The sequence below is a fragment of the Streptomyces sp. NPDC089915 genome, assembly GCF_040684675.1.
In the GTDB taxonomy this organism is placed as follows: domain Bacteria; phylum Actinomycetota; class Actinomycetes; order Streptomycetales; family Streptomycetaceae; genus Streptomyces.
The window spans coordinates 40,800-60,443 of record NZ_JBFBGN010000013.1; the positions used below are offsets into that span (position 1 = coordinate 40,800).

General features: G+C 71.6%; 17 protein-coding genes and 1 riboswitch. Of the genes, 6 read left to right on the forward strand and 11 right to left on the reverse strand.

The genetic code is table 11. The annotated features are described in order from the left end of the window. Window positions 1–35 precede the first annotated feature (35 nt). The 4 genes from AB0O29_RS06615 to AB0O29_RS06630 form a co-directional block, all read right to left on the reverse strand. Window positions 36–1,520 carry a glycoside hydrolase family 3 protein gene (locus AB0O29_RS06615; RefSeq protein WP_365147087.1) on the reverse strand — a complete coding sequence of 495 codons (1,485 nt, stop codon included), beginning with the start codon at window positions 1,518–1,520 and terminating at the stop codon, window positions 36–38. 5 nt (window positions 1,521–1,525) lie between these two features. Further along, window positions 1,526–2,362, reverse strand: coding sequence for a carbohydrate ABC transporter permease (locus AB0O29_RS06620; RefSeq protein ID WP_365147191.1), 837 nt, complete (start codon window positions 2,360–2,362; stop codon window positions 1,526–1,528). A 35-nt stretch (window positions 2,363–2,397) separates the two neighbouring features. Beyond that, on the reverse strand, window positions 2,398–3,417 hold the full coding sequence (locus AB0O29_RS06625) for a sugar ABC transporter permease (protein WP_365147090.1): 1,020 nt from the start codon (window positions 3,415–3,417) through the stop codon (window positions 2,398–2,400). Between the two features lie 129 nt (window positions 3,418–3,546). After that, entirely contained in the window at window positions 3,547–4,833 is a 1,287-nt protein-coding gene (locus AB0O29_RS06630; protein WP_365147093.1) for an extracellular solute-binding protein, read from the reverse strand. Window positions 4,834–5,130: 297 nt separating this feature from the next. Between AB0O29_RS06630 and AB0O29_RS06635 the strand changes: the two genes are divergently transcribed. From AB0O29_RS06635 to AB0O29_RS06660, 6 genes are all read left to right on the forward strand, one after another. Continuing rightward, window positions 5,131–5,895 carry a GntR family transcriptional regulator gene (locus tag AB0O29_RS06635; RefSeq protein ID WP_045945891.1) on the forward strand — a complete coding sequence of 255 codons (765 nt, stop codon included), beginning with the start codon at window positions 5,131–5,133 and terminating at the stop codon, window positions 5,893–5,895. Window positions 5,896–6,024: 129 nt separating this feature from the next. Beyond that, window positions 6,025–8,226 carry a carbon starvation CstA family protein gene (locus tag AB0O29_RS06640; RefSeq protein ID WP_365147194.1) on the forward strand — a complete coding sequence of 734 codons (2,202 nt, stop codon included), beginning with the start codon at window positions 6,025–6,027 and terminating at the stop codon, window positions 8,224–8,226. Beyond that, a complete protein-coding gene (locus tag AB0O29_RS06645; protein ID WP_365147097.1) occupies window positions 8,223–8,420 on the forward strand; it encodes a YbdD/YjiX family protein in 198 nt (65 codons plus the stop codon). The genes AB0O29_RS06640 and AB0O29_RS06645 overlap by 4 nt, the downstream gene beginning before the upstream one ends. 91 nt (window positions 8,421–8,511) lie before the next feature. Continuing rightward, window positions 8,512–9,009 carry a GNAT family N-acetyltransferase gene (locus AB0O29_RS06650; protein ID WP_365147100.1) on the forward strand — a complete coding sequence of 166 codons (498 nt, stop codon included), beginning with the start codon at window positions 8,512–8,514 and terminating at the stop codon, window positions 9,007–9,009. Between the two features lie 55 nt (window positions 9,010–9,064). After that, a riboswitch (cobalamin riboswitch) is annotated at window positions 9,065–9,199 on the forward strand. A gap of 146 nt (window positions 9,200–9,345) precedes the next feature. Continuing rightward, the gene (locus AB0O29_RS06655) at window positions 9,346–11,739 is read left to right on the forward strand and encodes a ribonucleoside-diphosphate reductase subunit alpha (protein WP_365147103.1); all 2,394 of its coding nucleotides are present in this window, start codon (window positions 9,346–9,348) and stop codon (window positions 11,737–11,739) included. Continuing rightward, window positions 11,739–12,755, forward strand: a complete 1,017-nt coding sequence (locus AB0O29_RS06660) for a ribonucleotide-diphosphate reductase subunit beta (RefSeq protein ID WP_358899304.1) — start codon at window positions 11,739–11,741, stop codon at window positions 12,753–12,755. Before AB0O29_RS06655 ends, AB0O29_RS06660 begins: the two co-directional genes overlap by 1 nt. Before the next feature lie 206 nt (window positions 12,756–12,961). On the opposite strand, the gene def is transcribed toward AB0O29_RS06660, so the two are convergent. From def to AB0O29_RS06695, 7 genes are all read right to left on the reverse strand, one after another. Beyond that, window positions 12,962–13,597, reverse strand: coding sequence for a peptide deformylase (gene def / locus AB0O29_RS06665; protein WP_365147107.1), 636 nt, complete (start codon window positions 13,595–13,597; stop codon window positions 12,962–12,964). Between the two features lie 58 nt (window positions 13,598–13,655). Further along, window positions 13,656–14,651, reverse strand: a complete 996-nt coding sequence (locus AB0O29_RS06670) for a hypothetical protein (protein ID WP_365147110.1) — start codon at window positions 14,649–14,651, stop codon at window positions 13,656–13,658. A gap of 105 nt (window positions 14,652–14,756) precedes the next feature. Beyond that, the gene (locus AB0O29_RS06675; RefSeq protein WP_365147113.1) at window positions 14,757–16,022 is read right to left on the reverse strand and encodes an HD domain-containing protein; all 1,266 of its coding nucleotides are present in this window, start codon (window positions 16,020–16,022) and stop codon (window positions 14,757–14,759) included. After that, on the reverse strand, window positions 16,019–17,473 hold the full coding sequence (locus tag AB0O29_RS06680) for an HD-GYP domain-containing protein (protein ID WP_365147116.1): 1,455 nt from the start codon (window positions 17,471–17,473) through the stop codon (window positions 16,019–16,021). The genes AB0O29_RS06675 and AB0O29_RS06680 overlap by 4 nt, the downstream gene beginning before the upstream one ends. A gap of 214 nt (window positions 17,474–17,687) precedes the next feature. Beyond that, complete coding sequence (rsrA, locus tag AB0O29_RS06685) at window positions 17,688–17,990, reverse strand: mycothiol system anti-sigma-R factor (protein WP_365147119.1); 303 nt, start codon at window positions 17,988–17,990, stop codon at window positions 17,688–17,690. Further along, a complete protein-coding gene (locus tag AB0O29_RS06690; protein WP_007266438.1) occupies window positions 17,987–18,631 on the reverse strand; it encodes a sigma-70 family RNA polymerase sigma factor in 645 nt (214 codons plus the stop codon). The genes rsrA and AB0O29_RS06690 overlap by 4 nt, the downstream gene beginning before the upstream one ends. A gap of 345 nt (window positions 18,632–18,976) precedes the next feature. After that, on the reverse strand, window positions 18,977–19,615 hold the full coding sequence (locus tag AB0O29_RS06695) for an alpha/beta family hydrolase (RefSeq protein ID WP_365147122.1): 639 nt from the start codon (window positions 19,613–19,615) through the stop codon (window positions 18,977–18,979). Window positions 19,616–19,644 lie beyond the last annotated feature (29 nt).

The window sequence follows — 19,644 nt, forward strand, 5'->3', positions numbered from 1 at the left end:
CCTCGGGGGCCCGGCCCTTTTCCGTACCCGATGGACTACCGGGTCCCGGCGATGACCTCGGCCGCGGCCCGCCCGCAGACGCGGGAGGCGCCGTGCGTGGCGATGTACAGCGACCCGCGCGGCTCGGCGCGCGGTACGCCCATCTCCACCACCACGGTGTCCGGCCGCGCGGCGACCAGGGCGTCCAGCGCCTCGGTCATCCACGGGTGCCGGTGCGCGTCGCGGACCACCGCGACGACCGTGCGGTCCCCCGCCGCCGCCAGCACGTCCCCGGCGGCCGAACCCTCGGGGTAGACGTCCGAGACGGTCCCCGGGACCAGGGCGGCCAGCTCCGCGGCCACCCCCCAGGGGGTCTCGTCGCCGACCGCGATGTTCGCGACGGGGGCGAGCGTGGCGACGTACGGGGCGGCCACCGGGGCCGGGGTGCCCGACACGACCAGCGCGCGGCGGGCCGCCTCCAGGCCGATGCCGGACGCGCGGCTCCCCTCCGGCTGCGCGTCCGGCCGGGCCTGCCGGGTCCATCCGGCGAGGGCGCGCACCCGGTCGGCGGCGTCGGCGAGCCGCTCCTCGGGCAGCGCGCCCTCGCGTACCGCGGCGACCAGCGCGTCGCGCAGACGCAGCACGGTCGCCTCGTCGGCGAGCCCCCCGCCGACGCAGATGGCGTCGGCGCCGGCCGCGATGGCGAGCACCGAGCCCCGCTCGATGCCGTACGTCCCGGCGATGGCGTTCATCTCCATGCCGTCGGTGACGATGAGGCCCTCGTAGCCGAGCTCCTTGCGCAGCAGACCGGTGAGGATCTGCGGGCTGAGGGTGGCGGGGCGGGTCGGGTCGAGGACGGGCACCAGGATGTGGGCGCTCATGACGGCCTTGGTGCCGGCCTCGATGGCCGCCTTGAACGGGACCAGCTCGCGCGCCTGGAGGGTGTCCAGGTCCACGTCGATGCGCGGCAGCGCGTGGTGCGAGTCGACGTTGGTGTCGCCGTGGCCCGGGAAGTGCTTGGTGCAGGCGGCGACCCCGGCGGCCTGGAGCCCCTCGACGTACGCGGCGGTGTGCCGGGCGGCGAGGCGGGTGTCGGCGCCGAAGGAGCGCACCCCGATGACCGGGTTGTCCGGGTTGGAGTTGACGTCCGCGGACGGGGCCCAGTTGAGGTTGACCCCGCACTCGGCGAGGCGGCGGCCCAGCTCGCGGGCGACCTCGCGGGTGAGGTCCGGGTCGTCGACGGCGCCGAGCGCCAGGTTGCCGGGGAAGGAGGAACCGCCGCGGACCTCCAGGCGGGTGACGTCGCCGCCCTCCTCGTCGATGGCGACGAGGACGTCGTCCCGCTCGCGGCGCAGCTGCGCGGTGAGCGCCGCGAGCTGCTCGGGCGAGGCGATGTTGCGGCCGAAGAGGCCGACGGCGGTGAGGCCCTCGCCGACCTGGCGCAGCAGCCAGGCGGGGGCGGTGGTGCCCTCGAAGCCGGGCTGGAGCACCGCGAGGGCGTCACGGGTCAAGGTGTCCGTGTGGTGCGCAAGGATCGTCACGGCCGTTATCCCTTCACGGCGCCGGCGGTCATGCCGCCGACGGCCTTGCGCTGGAGGAAGATGAAGATGACCAGGACCGGGATCGCGAAGATCGAGGACGCGGCCATGGTGGCGCCCCAGTCGTTGCCGAAGGCGGTCTTGAACTCGGTCAGCCACAGCGGCAGGGTCTGGGCGGTCTTGTCCTTGTTGAGGATCAGGACCATCGCGAACTCGTTCCAGGCGGTGATGAAGCCGAAGAGCGAGGTGGACATCAGGCCGGGGGCCAGCAGCGGGAAGATCACCTTGCGGAAGGCCTGGCCGCGGGTGCAGCCGTCGATCTGCGCCGCCTCCTCCAGGGTCACCGGGACGGCGGCGATGAAGCCGCGCAGGGTCCAGATGGTGAAGGGGAGGACCATCACGAAGTAGATCGCGGTGAGCACGCCGATGCTGTTCAGCATCTCGGCGTCGCGGACGATCATGTACATCGCGATGACCATGACCTCCCAGGGGGCCATCTGGGCCATCATCACGCCGAGCACGAGGCCCTTGCGGCCCTTGAACTTCATACGGGCGATGGCGAAGCTCGCCGCGAGGGCCACCAGCAGGGCCAGCAGGACGGCACCGATGGTGACGACGAGGCTGTTGGTGACGTAGTTCCAGAAGTTCTCGACCCCGGTGGCCTTGCTGAAGTTGTCGAGCGTCGGGGTGAAGACGAAGACCGGGTCCTTGGTGAGGATCTCGCTGTTCGGCTTGAGGGCCGAGGAGAACATCCAGTAGACCGGGAAGACGAAGACCAGGGCCAGGAGCAGGGCGCCGACGTTCTTGGCGACGGTCCCGGGGCGCAGCGGCTTGCGGGTGCGCAGCTGCTGGGCGGGCTTGTTCGGGGCGGTGGTGGTGCTCACTGCTCCTCCTCCTGCTTCAGGATCAGGCGGAAGTAGAAGGACATGACGACCAGCAGGATCAGGATCGTCAGGACGGAGATCGCCGCGGCGAGGCCGTAGTGGAACTGGCTCTGGCCCTCGACGTAGGCGAAGACCGGGAGGATCTCGGAGGCGCGGTCCGGGCCGCCCTTGTTCATCGCGTAGACCTGGGTGAAGGCCTTGAAGACCCAGATCACCTCGAGGAACGTGGTGACGAGGAAGAAGGGCTTGAGGTTGGGGAAGACGACCTTCCAGAAGGTCTGCCACCCGTTGGCGCCGTCCATGCGGGCGGCCTCGTACAGCTCGGCCCCGACCGTGGTGAGGCCGGCGTACATGTTGAGGGCGACGAAGGGGATGGAGCCCCAGACCACCAGGAGGGTGACGATCGTCAGGGTGGAGAGGCCGGTCTCGAACCAGTTGTGCTGCTCGTAGCCGGAGAAGCCCAGGGTGCGCATGACCCAGTTCATGACGCCGAACTGCTCGTCGAACAGCCAGTAGAAGACCTGGACGGAGGCGACGATCGGCATGGCCCAGGCCATCACCAGCGCCATCGACAGGACCAGGCGCATCCACTTGCCGAGCCGGTTCAGCAGGATGCCGATCAGGCTGCCGATCACCATGATCAGCACGACGTTGGCGAAGGTGAAGGCGAAGCTGCGGACGACGACGGTCCAGAAGTTGGAGTCGCCGAGCAGCTGGGTGTAGTTGGCGAGTCCCCCGAAGGGGTACTTCCGCTGGATGAACTCGATCTTGTTGATGTCCTGGAAGGACAGGATCACGTTCTTGATCAGCGGGTAGAGCAGCAGGAGGGCCATGCTGGCCACGGCCGGCAGCACCAGCAGGTACGGCAGCCACCCCGAGGGGAGCTGCTTTCTGCCCCCGCGAGGAGGGGCGGGACGGGGGCCGGCTGCGGGGCTGTGCCCCTTCGGCCGTCCGGCGGACTTCTGTGGTGCGTCCTGTGGAGCGCTGGTCGTCGCTCCCTGGGAGTGCACGGTCATGGCTTGGCTTCCTCGCGGTTGACTGTGGAGTCAAATGCGCGACCGGGGGCGCGGCAGGCGGCCGGGGCCTGCCGCACCCCCCGGTGCGTTCACACTGCTGGGTCGAGCGGGTACTGCGGGGTGGGGCTGTTACTTGTTGATGCGGTTCGCGATTTCCTTGTCCGCGTCCGCGCCCGCCTTGGCGGCGTCCTCACCCTTCAGGACCTTGGTCATGAACTCCTTGACGGGGTTCGGCTCGGTCTCGACGTTCGCCCAGCCCGGGGTCACCGGGGTGATCTTGCCGTTGGCGCCGGCCTTGGCCATGGCCTCGGCGAAGGAGCCCGCGGCGGGGGTGAAGTTGGCACCGACCTGGTTGGGCAGCAGGGCGCCCTTGACCTCGGCGGCATACTTGGTCATCTGGTCCTTGCCGGTGGCGAGGGCCAGCCACTCCTTGGCGAGCTCCTTGTTCTTGGAGCGCTCGGCCACGGCGAGGTTGGAGCCGCCGAGGAAGACGGTGCCGGACTTGTCGGCCGTCTTGCCCGGGATCGGGAAGTAGCCGAAGTCGGCGTCCTTGCCCGCGTCCTTCAGCGCCTTCTCGGCACCGCCGGCCTCCCAGCCGAGACCGATCCAGGAGGAGACGCCGCCCTTGGGGACGATGTCCGTGGACTGCTGCGGGGTGGCCTCGTCCTTGTCCTTGGGGGCCGTGGAGTACGACTGGAGCTTCTTGTAGAAGTCCATCGCGGCGGCGGTCTGCGGAGTGGAGAGCTGGCCCTTCCACTTGCCGCCGTCCTTGACGGCGAGGTCGCCGCCCTCGTCCCAGATGAAGCCGGCGAGGATGTACCAGCTCTGGCCGGGGAGGTAGATCGGCTGCGCGGACGGGTCGGCCGCCTTCAGCTTCTCCAGGCCCGCGATCCACTCGTCGCGGGTCTTCGGCGGGGTGACGCCGGCCTTCTCGTAGGCCTTCTTGTCGTAGACGACGACGCGGTTGGCCGCGTACCAGGGGGCGGAGTAGAGCTTGCCGTCGACCTCGGCGGAGGCGAGCATGCTCTTCTGCCAGGCGTCGGCGCCGAGCGTGGCCTTGTCCTTGGTGAGGTCGGCGAGGCCGCCGGTGACCGCGTAACCGGCGGTCTGCGTGTTGCCGAGCTCAAGGACGTCCGGCGGGGTGTTCTCGGAGAGGGCCGTGGTGACCTTCTCCTGGATGCCCGTCCACTTCTGCTCCTCGACCTTCACCGTCACACCGGGGTGCTTGGCCGAGAACTCCTTGTTGACCTGCTCGATCCAGGCCTTCGGAGCGGATCCGTCCATCACCCAGACGGTGATCTCCTTGGCGCCACCCGACGCGTCGGACTTCGGCTTGTCGTCGCCGCCGTTGCCGCACGCCGCGACACCGACCATCATGCCCACGACACCGACCGCCGCAATGAGCTTGCGCTTCACGCCACCCTCCTCAGGGATGCTGCTGCTGTGCACCTTCCCTCGCCCGCCGCGGTGACGTACGTACCAAGTACTGCCCGTGGGGCCGGGATCTGATCCAGATTGGTTTAGACCAGTACCGGGAGCTTGGCCTAGACCTTTAGGGGTGTCAAGGGTCTAATGAGCGGGTGCTCGGTCCGTTATCGGACCGACACCTGGGGGAGGGAGGAGGCCTGCCCTCCCGCCCGTGTCACCATGTGACCGCACATATCGGAGGAGCCGGTGACGGCAGCGAAACTGGAGTCGGGAAGGCGGGCGGCGATGTCCACCGAAGGGGCGACCACGGAGCCGGAGGGCGGGCCGGCCACTCGAACCGCACGTGTGCCCAAGTACTACCGACTCAAGCGGCACTTGCTCGACATGACCGAAACGCTACCCCCCGGCACTCCGGTACCGCCGGAGCGGACGCTCGCGGCCGAGTTCGACACCTCCCGGACCACCGTCCGCCAGGCCCTCCAGGAGCTGGTGGTCGAGGGCCGGCTGGAGCGCATCCAGGGCAAGGGCACCTTCGTCGCCAAGCCCAAGGTCTCCCAGCCGCTGCAACTCTCCTCCTACACCGAGGACATGCGCGCCCAGGGCCTGGAGCCGACCTCCCAGCTCCTCGACATCGGCTACGTGACCGCCGACGACACCCTCGCCGGGCTGCTCAAGATCGCCACCGGCGGACGGGTCCTGCGCATCGAGCGGCTGCGCCTGGCCAGCGGCGAGCCGATGGCCATCGAGACCACGCACCTGTCGGCCAAGCGCTTCCCCGCGCTGCGCCGTTCGCTGGCCAAGTACACCTCCCTATACACCGCCCTCGCCGAGGTGTACGACGTCCGGCTCGCGGAGGCGGAGGAGACCATCGAGACCTCGCTCGCCACCCCGCGCGAGGCCGGGCTGCTCGGCACCGACGTGGGCCTGCCCATGCTGATGCTCTCGCGGCACTCGCTGGACGCCGACGGCGAACCGGTCGAATGGGTGCGATCGGTATATCGCGGCGACCGTTATAAGTTCGTTGCCCGTCTCCAGCGACCTGCTGTGTGATCAACGGTTGACGACCCTTCGAACCCCGGTGGACGCTCGTACCGCTATACGGACGGGGGCTTACGTCCACCGGTAACCCCCCGTAGATTCCGTGCGCTTACGCAGATGATCAACGAGGGGACGAGGATCATGTCGGAACCGGGAGCAACAGGGACGCAGCGGACACCGGCGGCGAGAGCCACCCCGCAGTCGATCGCCGTGTGGGTGCTCGTGGCCCTCATCGGGGCGGTCGGCTGGGGCGTGCTCGCGCTCTCCCGCGGTGAGGAGATCTCCGCGGCCTGGCTGCTCGCCGCCGCGCTGGGCTCGTACGCCATCGGCTACCGCTTCTACGCGCGGTTCATCGCGAACCGCGTGCTGAAGCTGGACAAGACCCGGGCCACCCCCGCCGAACGCCTCGACAACGGTGTCGACTTCCACCCCACCGACCGGCGCGTGCTCTTCGGCCACCACTTCGCCGCCGTCGCCGGCGCCGGACCGCTCGTCGGCCCGGTCCTCGCCGCGCAGATGGGCTACCTGCCGGGCACCATCTGGATCGTCGCGGGCGTCATCTTCGCCGGCGCCGTCCAGGACATGGTGACCCTGTTCTTCTCCACCCGGCGCGACGGCCGTTCGCTCGGCCAGATGGCCCGGGACGAGATCGGGCCCGTCGGCGGGGCCGCCGCCCTGCTCGCCGTGTTCACCATCATGATCATCCTGCTGGCGGTGCTCGGCCTGGTCATCGTCAACGCGCTGGGGCACTCCCCCTGGGGCGTCTTCTCCATCGGCATGACCATCCCGATCGCCCTCTTCATGGGCGTCTACCTGCGCTACCTGCGCCCGGGCCGGGTCACCGAGGTCTCCGTCGTCGGCGTCGCGCTGCTGCTGCTCGCCATCGTGGCGGGCGGCTGGGTCGCCGAGTCCTCCTGGGCCGACTTCTTCACCCTGGACAAGGAGACCCTCGTCCTCTGGATGATCGGGTACGGCTTCTTCGCCTCCGTCCTCCCGGTGTGGCTGCTGCTCGCCCCGCGCGACTACCTGTCCACCTTCATGAAGGTCGGCACGATCGCGCTGATGGCGGTCGGCGTGGTCATCGCGATGCCGACGCTGAAGATGCCCTCGGTCACCGACTTCGCCACGCGCGGCGACGGCCCGGTCTTCGCCGGCTCGATGTTCCCCTTCGTCTTCATCACCATCGCCTGCGGGGCCCTGTCCGGCTTCCACTCGCTGGTCGCCTCGGGCACCACCCCGAAGATGATCCAGAAGGAGACCCAGATCCGGGTCATCGGCTACGGCGCGATGCTCACCGAGTCCTTCGTCGCCGTCATGGCCGTGATCGCCGCCTGCATCATCGAGCCCGGCCTGTTCTTCGGCGTCAACGCCCCCGCCGGGGTCATCGGCACCACCGTCCAGAGCGCTTCGGCGGCCGTCGGCCACCTCGGCTTCGCGATCTCCCCCGAGGCGCTGGCGCAGGCCGCCAAGGACGTGGAGGAGACCAGCCTGCTCTCCCGCACGGGCGGCGCGCCCACGTTCGCGCTCGGGATGTCGGAGATCTTCTCCTCCGTGTTCGGCGGGGCCGGGATGAAGGCGTTCTGGTACCACTTCGCCATCATGTTCGAGGCCCTGTTCATCCTGACGACGGTGGACGCGGGCACCCGCGTCGGCCGGTTCATGCTCCAGGACACCCTGGGCAACGTGCACAAGTCCTTCAAGGACATCAGCTGGAAGCCGGGCGTGTGGGTGGCCAGCGCGGTCGTCGTCGGCGGCTGGGGCTACTTCCTGTGGGTCGGCGTCAAGGACCCGCTGGGCGGCATCAACCAGCTCTTCCCGCTGTTCGGGATCGCGAACCAGCTGCTCGCCGCCGTCGCCCTGGCGGTCTGCACCACGCTGCTGGTGAAGTCCGGCCGCCTCAAGTGGGCCTGGGTCACCGGCGTCCCGCTGGCCTGGGACGTGGCCGTCACCCTCACCGCGAGCTACCAGAAGGTCTTCTCCGACGACGTGAAGATCGGCTTCTTCGCGCAGCGCGACAAGTACCAGACCGGCATCGACGCCGGGAAGGTGCTGCCGCCCGCCAAGAACATGGACGAGATGCACACCGTGGTCACCAACGCCACGGTCGACGGGGTCCTCTCGGCCCTCTTCGCCGTCCTGATCATCATCGTCCTGGTGGACGCCGCGCGGATCTGCTTCAAGGCCGCCTCCGCCCCGGACTCGGTCCGCCTCTCCGAGGTCCCGTGGTCCGAGTCGAAGATCATCGCCCCGGCGGGCCTGATCGCCACCGCCGAGGAGAAGGCCGAGCTCGCCGCGGCCGGCCTCGACGGGGGCGGCGGCCGGGTGAAGGACCCCGTCGCGTGAGCGGTGTCCGCGGGGCGCTGGCGAAGGCGCGGTACTACGTACGGGAGTTCTCCGGCGAGGCCGCGTACGACCGCTACGTCGCCCACGCCCGCTCCCACGACCCCGCGGCCGAGGTCCTGACCCGCCGCGCGTTCGAACGGGCCCGCACCGACGCCCGAGAGGCGGACCCCCGCGAGGGCTTCCGCTGCTGCTGAACGGCCACCGAGGGTCACCGAGGGCCCCGTCGTCCCCCACCGGGACGGCGGGGCCTTCGGCATGCCGGGGCCGTGGCGCACACTCGGGGGCATGGACTTCGAGATCAGGACGGCAAGGGAAGACGAGTACGGGCGGCTCGGGGAGATCACCGGGCTGGCCTACACCGGGGACGGGCTGCTCGAATCGGGCGACGGCGACCGCTACCTGAACGTGCTCCGCGACGTCGCCGGCCGGGCCGGGGACGGGGAGGTGCTCGTCGCCGTGCGCGAGGGGGTGCTCCTCGGCGGGGTGACCTTCGCCGCACCCGGGAGCCGGCTCGCGGACATCGCCGGCCCGCACGACGCCGAGTTCCGGATGCTCGCGGTGGCCGCCGAGGCCCGCGGCCAGGGGGTCGGGGAGGCCCTCGTACGGGCCTGCGTGGAACGGGCCCGGGCCCTGGAGGGGGTCACCGCGCTGGTGCTGTCCACCCAGCCGGCCATGCGCGGGGCCCAGCGGATCTACGGGCGGCTCGGGTTCACCCGTACGCCCGAACGGGACTGGTCGCCCGTCCCGGAACTGCCCCTGCTCACGTACCGACTGGAGCTGTGACGACACGCTCCGCATGCGCCCGACACAACATGTGGGGGCTACCGCATCAGGTCGCCCCCACATGTATGCTCATGGCTGCTGCCGCCGCAGGGGAATCCGGTGGGAATCCGGAACTGTCCCGCAACGGTGTGACGTACGCCCACGGGCGTATCCGCGAGTCCGAAGACCTGCCGGCAGTGCCCCCGGATCGACCGAGCCGGGGTGTCGATTCGTCCGGGCCTCGCGGTTGGGCCGGTGGACGCCATGCGGTGCCGAACGCGCTTCTGCGCGCGCCCGCATGCGCCCGCTCGCGCCCCGCTCCGCCGATGACCGGGCCGAGTGAGGGAGAGCTCCCCCGTGACCATCGCGCCCGCCGCACCGCGCGCCGAGTCCGACCACCCCGAAGCAGAAGGTCCCGGGGCCGCGCTGCTGCGGACCCTCACCGAGCTCACGGCCGACCTCCCCGACACCGACCCCGGCCGGATCGCCGCCGCCGCCCTGCGCGGCCGCAGCGCCGCCGCCGACGAGGCCGAGCTGCGCGGGCTCGCCACCGAGGCCGCGGCCGGCCTGATCTCCGAGGACCCGGCCTACTCCCGGCTCGCCGCCCGCCTGCTGACGCTGGCCGTCGCCGACGAGGCCGCCGGCCAGGGCTCGTCCTCCTTCGCCGAGTCCGTCGCCGTCGGCCACCGCGAGGGCCTGATCGCCGACCGCACCGCCGAGTTCGTCGCCGCCCACGCCGCCCGGCTGAACGCCCTGGTCGAGCACGCGCTCGCCGAGGGCGCGGACGACCGCTTCGGCTTCTTCGGCCTGCGCACCCTGCACAGCCGCTACCTGCTGCGCCACCCGATCACCCGCCAGGTGATCGAGACCCCGCAGTACTTCATGCTGCGCGTGGCCTGCGGCCTGGCAGAGGACGAGAGCGTCCGCGCCGTCGAGGAGGTGGCCTCGCTGCACCGGCTGATGAGCCGCCTCGACTACCTGCCGTCCTCCCCCACCTTGTTCAACTCGGGTACGCGGCACCCGCAGATGTCCTCCTGCTACCTCCTCGACTCCCCGCTGGACGAGCTGGACTCCATCTACGACCGCTACCACCAGGTCGCCCGCCTCTCCAAGCACGCCGGCGGCATCGGCCTGTCGTACTCCCGCATCCGCGCCCGCGGTTCGCTGATCCGCGGCACCAACGGGCACTCCAACGGCATCGTGCCGTTCCTGAAGACCCTCGACGCCTCCGTCGCCGCCGTGAACCAGGGCGGCCGCCGCAAGGGCGCCGCCGCCGTCTACCTGGAGACCTGGCACGCGGACATCGAGGAGTTCCTGGAGCTCCGCGACAACACCGGCGAGGACCAGCGCCGCACCCACAACCTGAACCTCGCCCACTGGATCCCGGACGAGTTCATGCGCCGCGTGAACGCCGACGCCGAGTGGTCGCTGTTCTCCCCGTCCGACGTCCCCGAGCTGGTCGACCTGTACGGCGACGAGTTCGACGCCGCCTACGTCAAGGCCGAGGCCTCCGGGCTCGCCAAGAAGACGATGCCGGCCCGCGACCTGTACGGCCGCATGATGCGCACCCTCGCACAGACCGGCCAGGGCTGGATGACCTTCAAGGACGCCTCCAACCGGACGGCGAACCAGACCGCGCTCCCGGGCACGGTGGTCCACTCCTCCAACCTCTGCACCGAGATCATCGAGGTCACCAACGACGGCGAGACGGCCGTCTGCAACCTCGGCTCCGTCAACCTCGGCGCGTTCGTCGCCGACGGGGACATGGACTGGGAGCGCCTGGACGAGACCGTCCGCACGGCCGTGACCTTCCTCGACCGCGTCGTGGACATCAACTTCTACCCGACCGAGCAGGCCGGCCGCTCGAACGCCAAGTGGCGTCCGGTGGGCCTGGGCGCGATGGGCCTCCAGGACGTCTTCTTCAAGCTGCGCCTGCCCTTCGACTCCGCCGCGGCCAAGGCGCTGTCCACGAAGATCGCCGAGCGGATCATGCTCGCCGCGTACGAGGCCTCCTGCGACCTCGCCGAGCGCTCCGGCCCGCTCCCGGCCTGGGCCGAGACCCGTACCGCCCAGGGCGTCCTGCACCCGGACCACTACGACACCGAGCGCCACTGGCCCGAGCGCTGGGACGCCCTGCGCGCCCGGGTCGCCGAGTCCGGCATGCGCAACTCCCTGCTCCTCGCCATCGCCCCGACGGCGACGATCGCCTCCATCGCGGGCGTGTACGAGTGCATCGAGCCGCAGGTCTCCAACCTCTTCAAGCGCGAGACCCTCAGCGGTGAGTTCCTCCAGGTCAACGGCTACCTGGTGGAGGACCTCAAGAAGCTGGGCGTGTGGGACGCGCAGACCCGCGAGGCGCTGCGCGAGTCCTCCGGCTCCGTCCAGGGCTTCGGCTGGATCCCCGAGGAGGTCCGCGAGCTGTACCGCACGGCCTGGGAGATCCCGCAGCGCGGCCTGATCGACATGGCGGCGGCCCGTACGCCGTACCTGGACCAGAGCCAGTCGCTGAACCTGTTCCTGGAGACGCCCACCATCGGCAAGCTCAGCTCGATGTACGCGTACGCCTGGAAGCAGGGCCTGAAGACCACGTACTACCTGCGCTCGCGCCCGGCGACGAAGATCGCCCGCGCGGCCTCCGGCGCGGCCGTCCCGGCTCCCGCCGCCGCCCCCACCCAGCTGCCGCAGGCCATGGACGCCGAGGCGCTGGCCTGCTCCCTTGAGAACCCCGAGTCCTGCGAGGCCTGCCAGTAATGAGCTCCACCGAGAAGAAGAACCTCCTCGACCCGGGCTTCGAGCTCACGCTCCGCCCGATGCGCTACCCGGACTTCTACGAGCGCTACCGGGACGCGATCAAGAACACCTGGACGGTGGAGGAGGTCGACCTCCACTCCGACGTCGCGGACCTGGCGAAGCTGACGCCGGCCGAGCAGCACATGATCGGCCGTCTGGTCGCGTTCTTCGCGACGGGCGACTCGATCGTCTCGAACAACCTGGTCCTGACGCTGTACAAGCACATCAACTCCCCGGAGGCGCGCCTGTACCTGTCGCGCCAGCTGTTCGAGGAGGCCGTGCACGTCCAGTTCTACCTGACGCTGCTCGACACCTACCTGCCCGACCCGGACGACCGCGCGGCCGCCTTCGACGCGGTCGAGGAGATCCCGTCGATCCGCGAGAAGGCGCAGTTCTGCTTCAAGTGGATGGACTCGGTCGAGAAGATCGAGCGGCTGGAGACGGCCGCCGACCGCCGCCGCTTCCTGCTGAACCTGATCTGCTTCGCCGCGTGCATCGAGGGCCTGTTCTTCTACGGCGCCTTCGCGTACGTGTACTGGTTCCGCTCGCGCGGCCTGCTGCACGGGCTGGCGACGGGCACCAACTGGGTGTTCCGCGACGAGACCATGCACATGAACTTCGCCTTCGAGGTCGTGGACACGGTCCGCAAGGAGGAGCCGGAGCTCTTCGACGACGCCCTCCAGCAGCAGGTCACCGACATGCTGAAGGAGGCCGTGGAGGCGGAGCTGCAGTTCGGCCGTGACCTGTGCGGTGACGGCCTGCCGGGCATGAACACCGACTCGATGCGCGAGTACCTGGAGTGCGTCGCCGACCAGCGCCTGGTGCGCCTCGGCTTCCCGCCGGTGTACGGCTCGCAGAACCCGTTCTCGTTCATGGAGCTCCAGGGCGTCCAGGAGCTGACGAACTTCTTCGAGCGCCGCCCGTCGGCCTACCAGGTGGCCGTCGAGGGCACCGTCGACCTGGACGAGGACTTCTAGTCATCCGGTCGTGTTCCACAGGAAGCAACGGCCGGTAATCGCCCACGACTTGACATTCAGGACGTGGGGGTCTGACCGTCGCTCACCGGCGGTGGTGTGATCCGGGTACGCCGCACCGCGCGACCCACGCGGACGACCCCCCACAAACGAAGGCCCCGCTCCGGGAGTGTTCCGGAGCGGGGCCTTCGTGCGGGTGCGGGGCCGGGTCAGTCGTTCGGGACGACCGGGTAGCGCGGGGTGCCCTCTTCCATCTGCCGCAGGGCGTCCTTGCGCTCGCGCTTGGAGAGGCGGTCGATGTACAGGTAGCCGTACAGGTGGTCGGTCTCGTGCTGGAGGCAGCGGGCGAAGTAGCCGGTGCCGCGGACCTTGATCGGGTTGCCCTGGGCGTCCTGGCCGGTCACCTCGGCGTAGTCCGGGCGGGCGAGGGGGGCGTAGGCGGTCGGGACGGAGAGGCAGCCCTCGTTGGAGTCGTCCAGGACCCGGCCGGCGGCCGGCAGTTCCACCAGCTTCGGGTTGATCACGTAGCCGGTGTGGCGCTTGCCGTCGTCGTCGGGGCAGTCGTAGACGAAGACCTTGGCGTCCACGCCGATCTGGTTGGCGGCCAGGCCCACGCCCTCTGCGGTCTTCTGGCTGGCGAACATGTCGTCGATCAGCTGCGCCAGCTCGTCGCCGAACTCGGTGACGTCCTTGCACTCGCGGTGCAGCACCGGGTTGCCGACCACCGTGATCGGGCGGGAGGTACCGCGCTCGCGGTGGGCGAGCTCGCGCGCCTCACAGTCCTCGGTGTCCACGACGTAGCCCTCGTCGTCGATCGGGGTCACCTGGTTCTCCTGCTGCGCCATGTCCGCCGTACGCCTTCCCTCAAGTCCGTGGTGTGCCCGTACAGCCTACGGCCCGGGGTCAGCAGACTTCTTCGAGATCCCGCCACTCCCTGCTGTCGGGGCTGTCCGCGACCCAGCCGTCGAGCAGTCCGCGCACCAGGCCGGCCGGGGCCGCGATGCCGCACTCGCGCTCGGGCACCCACAGCGCGCCGGAGCCGGCCGTGCGGTGGCCGAGCGGGCCGGGGTGGCCGGGCTCGCTGTGGTCGTGCGGGTCGAGGTGGTCGCCGTTGTTCTCGCCGCTGGGCATCGAGCTCTCCGAACAGGTCCGGCAGAGCAGCCGTACCGACGAGGACCAGTCCTCGGCGGCGAAGCCCGCGTCCGAGGCCAGCTGCTCCAGGGCGTCGCGGTCGGCCTCGGTGGCGGCCTCCAGCAGCACCACCCAGGTCGGCACCGGGGAGGGTGCCCACAGCTCGATCTCGTCGAACACCGGGTACGAGGGCCCGGCGGCCGTGACCCGCTCGCCGTGCGGGACGCCGTCGTGCAGGACGACCTCGCCCCAGCGGCGTCCCGAGGAGGGCAGCGGGATGGACAGCACCTCCATGCGGGCTGGATCGAGCCTGCGGCCCCACACGACCTCGGCCTCGCCCTCGGGCGAGAGCCGGACGGCCGCGCTGCCCAGCTCCATGCCCACCGGCTCGCCCGTCCCGGCCGTGCTGTGCGGGTCTCCGGGCACCTTCAGCCCGTACGCCTGCCAGGCCCGGCGGGCCAGCGGCCAGTCCTGGAGGGCGGTCGCGGCGATGCCCACGTTCCACCAGTCGGGGGCGCCGGTCTCACGGTCCAGCAGGGCCACGGCGCGCAGGCCGGCGGCCCGCGCCTGCTCCCAGTCGTGCCGGAACTTGTGGAGAAGGGCCAGGTTGAACCAGGACTCGGACAGCCAGGGCTCCAGGTCCGCCGCCCTGGTCAGCAGCGCACCCGCGTCCTCGTACCGACCGTCGCCGATCAGCGTGAACGCGCGGTCGGTGGCCTGCCGCCACGAGGCGGAGGGCCGATGCCGTACCTTCCCGAAGATCCTCACGATTCCCGCCTGCCGCTCCAACGGTTCAGCCTTGCGGACACCCTCACGGACACCCCTTACTGCATCCAACCATGCCCGCTCGGACGACCGCTCATTACCCATGGGTTACCCCGGCGGAACGGGAACGACTCTGCCGCGTCCACCCCTGGCCAGAACCCTCGCCAAGGACTCCACGACCTCCGGCTGGTAGTCGTGCCCGGTGCCCAGGCGCAGCCGTTCGAGGGCGGCCAGTGGGCCACCCGGGTGACGGCCCGCTCCGGCCAGGTCGTCGTAGGCGTTGACCGCGCGCACGATCCGGGCCGCGACGGGCTGCTCGCGGTAGGGGTCAGCCTGGCGTTCCACGATCACGGCGACCTCCGCCGGCACCCCGGTCCGCCGGGCCACCTCGCCGCCGAGCCCGGCGATCCGGCGGGCCTCGTCCGGGGGCAGCTCGGCGGTGGCCCCGCCGGGGACGGGGTCGACGAGGGAGAGCTGGCCGATGTCGTGCATCAGGGCCGCGTACTCCAGCACCGTGAGCTCCCGCTGCGAGAGCCCCAGCTCCCGGCCGACGGCGCAGCTGAGGGCGGCGACCCGGCGGGCGTGGCCGGGGGCGGTGCAGCCGGCGATCTCGGTGGCCCGGGCCAGGGAGGTGATGGTCTGGCGGTAGGTGGTGCGGACGGCGTCGATCCGGTGGAAGGACAGCTGGGTCAGCAGCAGCGGCACGCTGAAGACGGGCAGGGCCCACAGCCCCGCCACGGCCACCCCGAGCGCCATCACGACCCCGGTGGCACAGATGGCCGAGCCGATCCCGAGCTGGGCGCGCAGCTCGTCGCGCAGCAGCGGCCCGTACGGCCAACCGGTGCGGGCCCCGGCCAGCGCGGCGGCGAGGACGGCGTCGCACAGGGCGGTGAGGCCCAGCAGGAGCAGCAGGAACAGCACGAGGCGGGGGCCCTGCCCGGTCCACCGCGTGAGCCGGCCGGAGGCGTGGAGGGGCTGGAAGCAGGCGGCGGCGAAGGCCACGGTCAGGACCCGCCGGGCCAGGTGGTCCAGGGCGGGACCGTGGCCTCGCGCGATGTGCGGGACGGTCCCGGCGAGGGCGGCCGCGACGACGACGGCGACGGTCTGGAGCACGCCGTGGTGGGTGGGCTGCCCGGCGTCCTGTCCGAGCAGGGCGTAGGCGAGGGCTCCGGCGGAGCCGAGCGGTGCGGGGCGGCGGTCGGCGGCGGGGTCGTCGCGCCGGTCGCGCCGGGCGAGCTCGCCGACGGTGACCAGGGCGGCGAAGGCGAGGGCCGTGGCGGGTTCGGTGACCCCGGTCCACAGGGTGTGCCCCAGCCCGGCCGCGGTGAGCGCGGCGGCGGCCCCCCGTACGGCCCACCCGGCGCACGCCCTCACCGGCCGGCCTTCCCCGGGCCGGGCGGCCCGGTCTGGGCGGCGTCCCGGACCTGGGCCGGCATCCCGGGCAGGCCCCCCCGGCCGGCGTCCCGCGCCCCCGCGGCGGGGGCGGGGGCGGCCGGGGCCGGGGCCGCCGGGAGGTCCTCGTCGGAGGTGACCACGGGGTGCCAGCCGTGCCGGCCGACGGCGGTGGTCAGGGCCCGCACCATGGCCGGGTCGAACTGGGAGCCCGCGCAGCGTTCGAGTTCCGCCAGGGCCGTCTCCACCGGCCGGGCCCGGCTGTAGGAGCGGGTGGAGGTCATCGCGTCGAAGGAGTCGGCCACCGCCACCACCCGGGCCAGCACCGGGATCTGCTCCCCGCTCAGCCCGTACGGGTAGCCGGAGCCGTCGACCCGCTCGTGGTGGTGCAGGATCGCCGCGCGGGCCTCGCCGAGGAAGCCGATGCCGCGCACCATCTCGTGCCCGTACTCGGGGTGCAGTTCGACGACCCGGCGCTCCTCCGGGGTCAGCGGGCCGTCCTTGCGCAGCAGCCGCGTGGGCACGCCGAGTTTGCCGACGTCGTGCAGGATCCCGGCGATGCGGACGACCTCCCGGCGGTCGTCGGCCATGCCCAGCTCGCGGGCGATCATCTCGGAGGCCTGGCCCACGCGTTCGCTGTGCCCGCGCGTGTAGCGGTCCTTGATGTCGACGGCCTGGACGAGGGCGCGGATGGTGGCCTGGTGGGCGGCCTGCTCGCGGCGGTACTGGGCGAAGACCCAGCAGGAGATGTACATCGGCAGCAGGGCCAGCAGCGCGGCGGGCGGCCCGTACGGGCTGTGCCACATGACGGCCATCATCAGGCCGACCAGTCCGTGCAGGCAGTACGGGGCGAGGGCGGCGGTCCCCCCGGGCAGAAGCCGCAGGAGCCCGGCCGGTCCGCGCCGGGCGGCGCCGGCGGGACGGGGTTCGGCGGCGGCCAGGACGGCGGCGTCGAGGGCGGTGAGCACCAGGTGGAAGACGGCGGCGGCGAGGGCCGCGGGGAGCATCGCGGAGGGGAAGGCGGCCGCTCCGGCGAGCGCCTCCCGGCCGCCGGGCAGCCCGTACGCCTGGCCCGCGGCCCAGGCGGCGACGGCCTGCCGGGCCGCGTGCCAGACGCGGCGGACGGCGACGGGCCGCTGGACGGCGGGCTGGGCGAGCCCGGCCGGCAGGGCCACGAGCGCGGCGGCCGACGGCGGCAGCAGGAAGACGGCGGCCAGCACCACCGGGAGGAACGGCCCGCTCCCCTCGGGCGACCCGCGCTCCCGCAGCGGAAGGGACCGGGCCGCCTCGGAGCCGAGGCGGAGGGCGGCCAGCGCCCCGACGGCCGGCCAGGGCACGGCGGATCCGGGCCGCAGGGCGGGGGCGGCGCAGGCGGCGGCCGCGAGCACCGCGCCCAGGACGCAGGCGCGGGCCGCCGGAGGAAGGACCCGCATGGCGCTCTCCTCCCCCGGGGCGGCGATCCGGGCATCGGATCGGAAGGGGTACCGCGAGGGGAGGATAAGTCGGCCCCCGCGCGAAGCGGGGGACATTTTCGCATTGCCCCGTACGGACGCCTCCGGATTAGCACCTTCGAGTGAATGGGCGGTACTTCCGGAGGCGTTGTGGGCCGTACGGGCGAAAGGAGCTGCGGTGGGGACCGGAGGCGGATCAGCCGCCCGCGGGTCCCGCGGTGACGTCGTGGTCCGGAACGGCCTGGCCCGAGCGGATCAGCTCGATCCGGCCCATGACCTTGGAGCGCAGATCGGTCGGTACGTCGTCCGATCCGCAGCAGCGCTTGACCAGCTTCTTCACGGCCTGTTCCAGGCCGTACTTCTCCAGGCAGGGATTGCACTCGCCGAAGTGCGTCTCGAACTTCGTGCAATCACTGTCGGGCATCTCGTGGTCCAGGAACTCGTACAGATGATCCAGGACCTCGGCGCACTCCGTCTCGTGCGGGTCTCCGCAGCTCATGAGCCCGAGCCTTTCAGGTCGTTCGACTCTCCCGCGCCCGCGGGGACCAGCCCGCGCTCGCGGGCGTAGTCCTCCAGCATTCCGCGGAGTTGACGGCGGCCACGGTGCAGTCGGGACATGACCGTACCGATGGGTGTACCCATGATGTCCGCGATCTCCTTGTACGCAAAGCCCTCTACGTCGGCAAGATAGACCGCGATGCGGAACTCCTCGGGAATGGCCTGGAGGGCCTCCTTCACATCGGAATCCGGCAGGTGGTCGAGCGCCTGCGATTCGGCCGAACGCAAACCGGTCGACATGTGCGACTCGGCGCGCGCCAGCTGCCAGTCCTCGATCTCCTCCGCGGCGCTCCGCTGCGGCTCGCGCTGCTTCTTGCGGTAGGAGTTGATGAAGGTGTTGGTCAGAATGCGGTACAGCCACGCCTTGAGGTTGGTGCCCTCGCGGAACTGGTGGAAGGACGCGTACGCCTTCGCGTACGTCTCCTGGACCAGGTCCTCGGCGTCGGCCGGGTTGCGCGTCATGCGCAGGGCGGCGGAGTACATCTGGTCGAGGTAGCCGAGGGCGTCCCGCTCGAATCGCGCATTGCGCTCGGCGGTCGTCTCCTGTGCCTGGCCTTCGTCGGTCCCAGCTACAGGACCCACCTCCTCCGACAGCGTGGCGGCTCCGAAAGCGGATCCGCTCGAATCGGAGAATAGTCGACCATCCCGGCCCTCCGCCGCTCGAACCGAGCCGCGCTTGGGCGCCGGCAGGACCGTCCATTCCAGGTCAGCGGCCTGCGAACGGTTCTGGCTGATGACCCGGGTCATGCGCTCCCTCTCCTCCGACGTCTTTTCCCTGCGTACCGACACTCCGCACAACAGGAGCCCCCGCCCGCGCATTCCCGGGCGGGGCAAGGGATTCGGCGTGTTCACGGGGTTCGGCGGACGGCGGGTGAGCGGGATCACGCCGGGGTCCGGCGGGAATCTGTCAGGTCGGGGCCGGCGGGTTCAGCCGAGGAGGCGGGCGAGCCAGGGGACCACCGCGCCGGTGATCACGCCGAGGGCCTCCTCCTGGGTCAGCGCGGCCTTCTTGGGCACGGCGAAGCCGTGGTCGCCGTGGGCCACCTCGACCAGCTCGTACTCCCCCTCGGGGAACTCCTCCGGCCGGCCGAAGGGGTCCCGGCCGCCCTGGAGGACCAGCGCGGGCCGGCCCGCCCCCAGCAGCTCGTCCGCCCGGGACTTCTCGGGCCGGCCCGGCGGGTGCAGCGGGAAGGCCAGCGCGAGGACCCCGGCGGCGCCCAGCTCGGCGGCGGTCCGGCAGGCCACCCGCGCGCCGGCGCTGCGGCCGCCGGCGACCACGGGGGGCCCTGGCTTCGCCAGGGCGGGCCACAGGCCGCGCCAGCCCTCGTCGAGGACCTTGGGGGCGGCCGCCACCTTCTTCCCGGCCACCCGCCAGGGCTGCTCGACCAGGGCGACGGTGAAGCCGCGCGCGGGCAGGTCCGCGGCCAGGGCCTGGAGGTCGCGGGCCTCGATGCCGCCGCCGGCGCCGTGGCCGAGGGCCAGGACGGCCTTGGCCGCGCGGGCCGTGTGCCAGGTGATCCGGGCCTGCCCGGCCGGGGTGTCGACGGTCTCGCTGCGCGTGGTCATGCCCCCATCGTGCCGGGCGGCGGCCCCGG

Coding starts and splice junctions, on each gene's coding strand:
- AB0O29_RS06625 (WP_365147090.1), bottom strand. CDS start 3,417: ATGACCGTGCACTCCCAGGGAGCGACGACCAGCGCTCCACAGGACGCA.
- AB0O29_RS06635 (WP_045945891.1), top strand. CDS start 5,131: ATGTCCACCGAAGGGGCGACCACGGAGCCGGAGGGCGGGCCGGCCACT.
- AB0O29_RS06640 (WP_365147194.1), top strand. CDS start 6,025: ATGTCGGAACCGGGAGCAACAGGGACGCAGCGGACACCGGCGGCGAGA.
- AB0O29_RS06650 (WP_365147100.1), top strand. CDS start 8,512: ATGGACTTCGAGATCAGGACGGCAAGGGAAGACGAGTACGGGCGGCTC.
- AB0O29_RS06660 (WP_358899304.1), top strand. CDS start 11,739: ATGAGCTCCACCGAGAAGAAGAACCTCCTCGACCCGGGCTTCGAGCTC.
- def (WP_365147107.1), bottom strand. CDS start 13,597: ATGGCGCAGCAGGAGAACCAGGTGACCCCGATCGACGACGAGGGCTAC.
- AB0O29_RS06680 (WP_365147116.1), bottom strand. CDS start 17,473: ATGCGGGTCCTTCCTCCGGCGGCCCGCGCCTGCGTCCTGGGCGCGGTG.
- rsrA (WP_365147119.1), bottom strand. CDS start 17,990: ATGAGCTGCGGAGACCCGCACGAGACGGAGTGCGCCGAGGTCCTGGAT.
- AB0O29_RS06695 (WP_365147122.1), bottom strand. CDS start 19,615: ATGACCACGCGCAGCGAGACCGTCGACACCCCGGCCGGGCAGGCCCGG.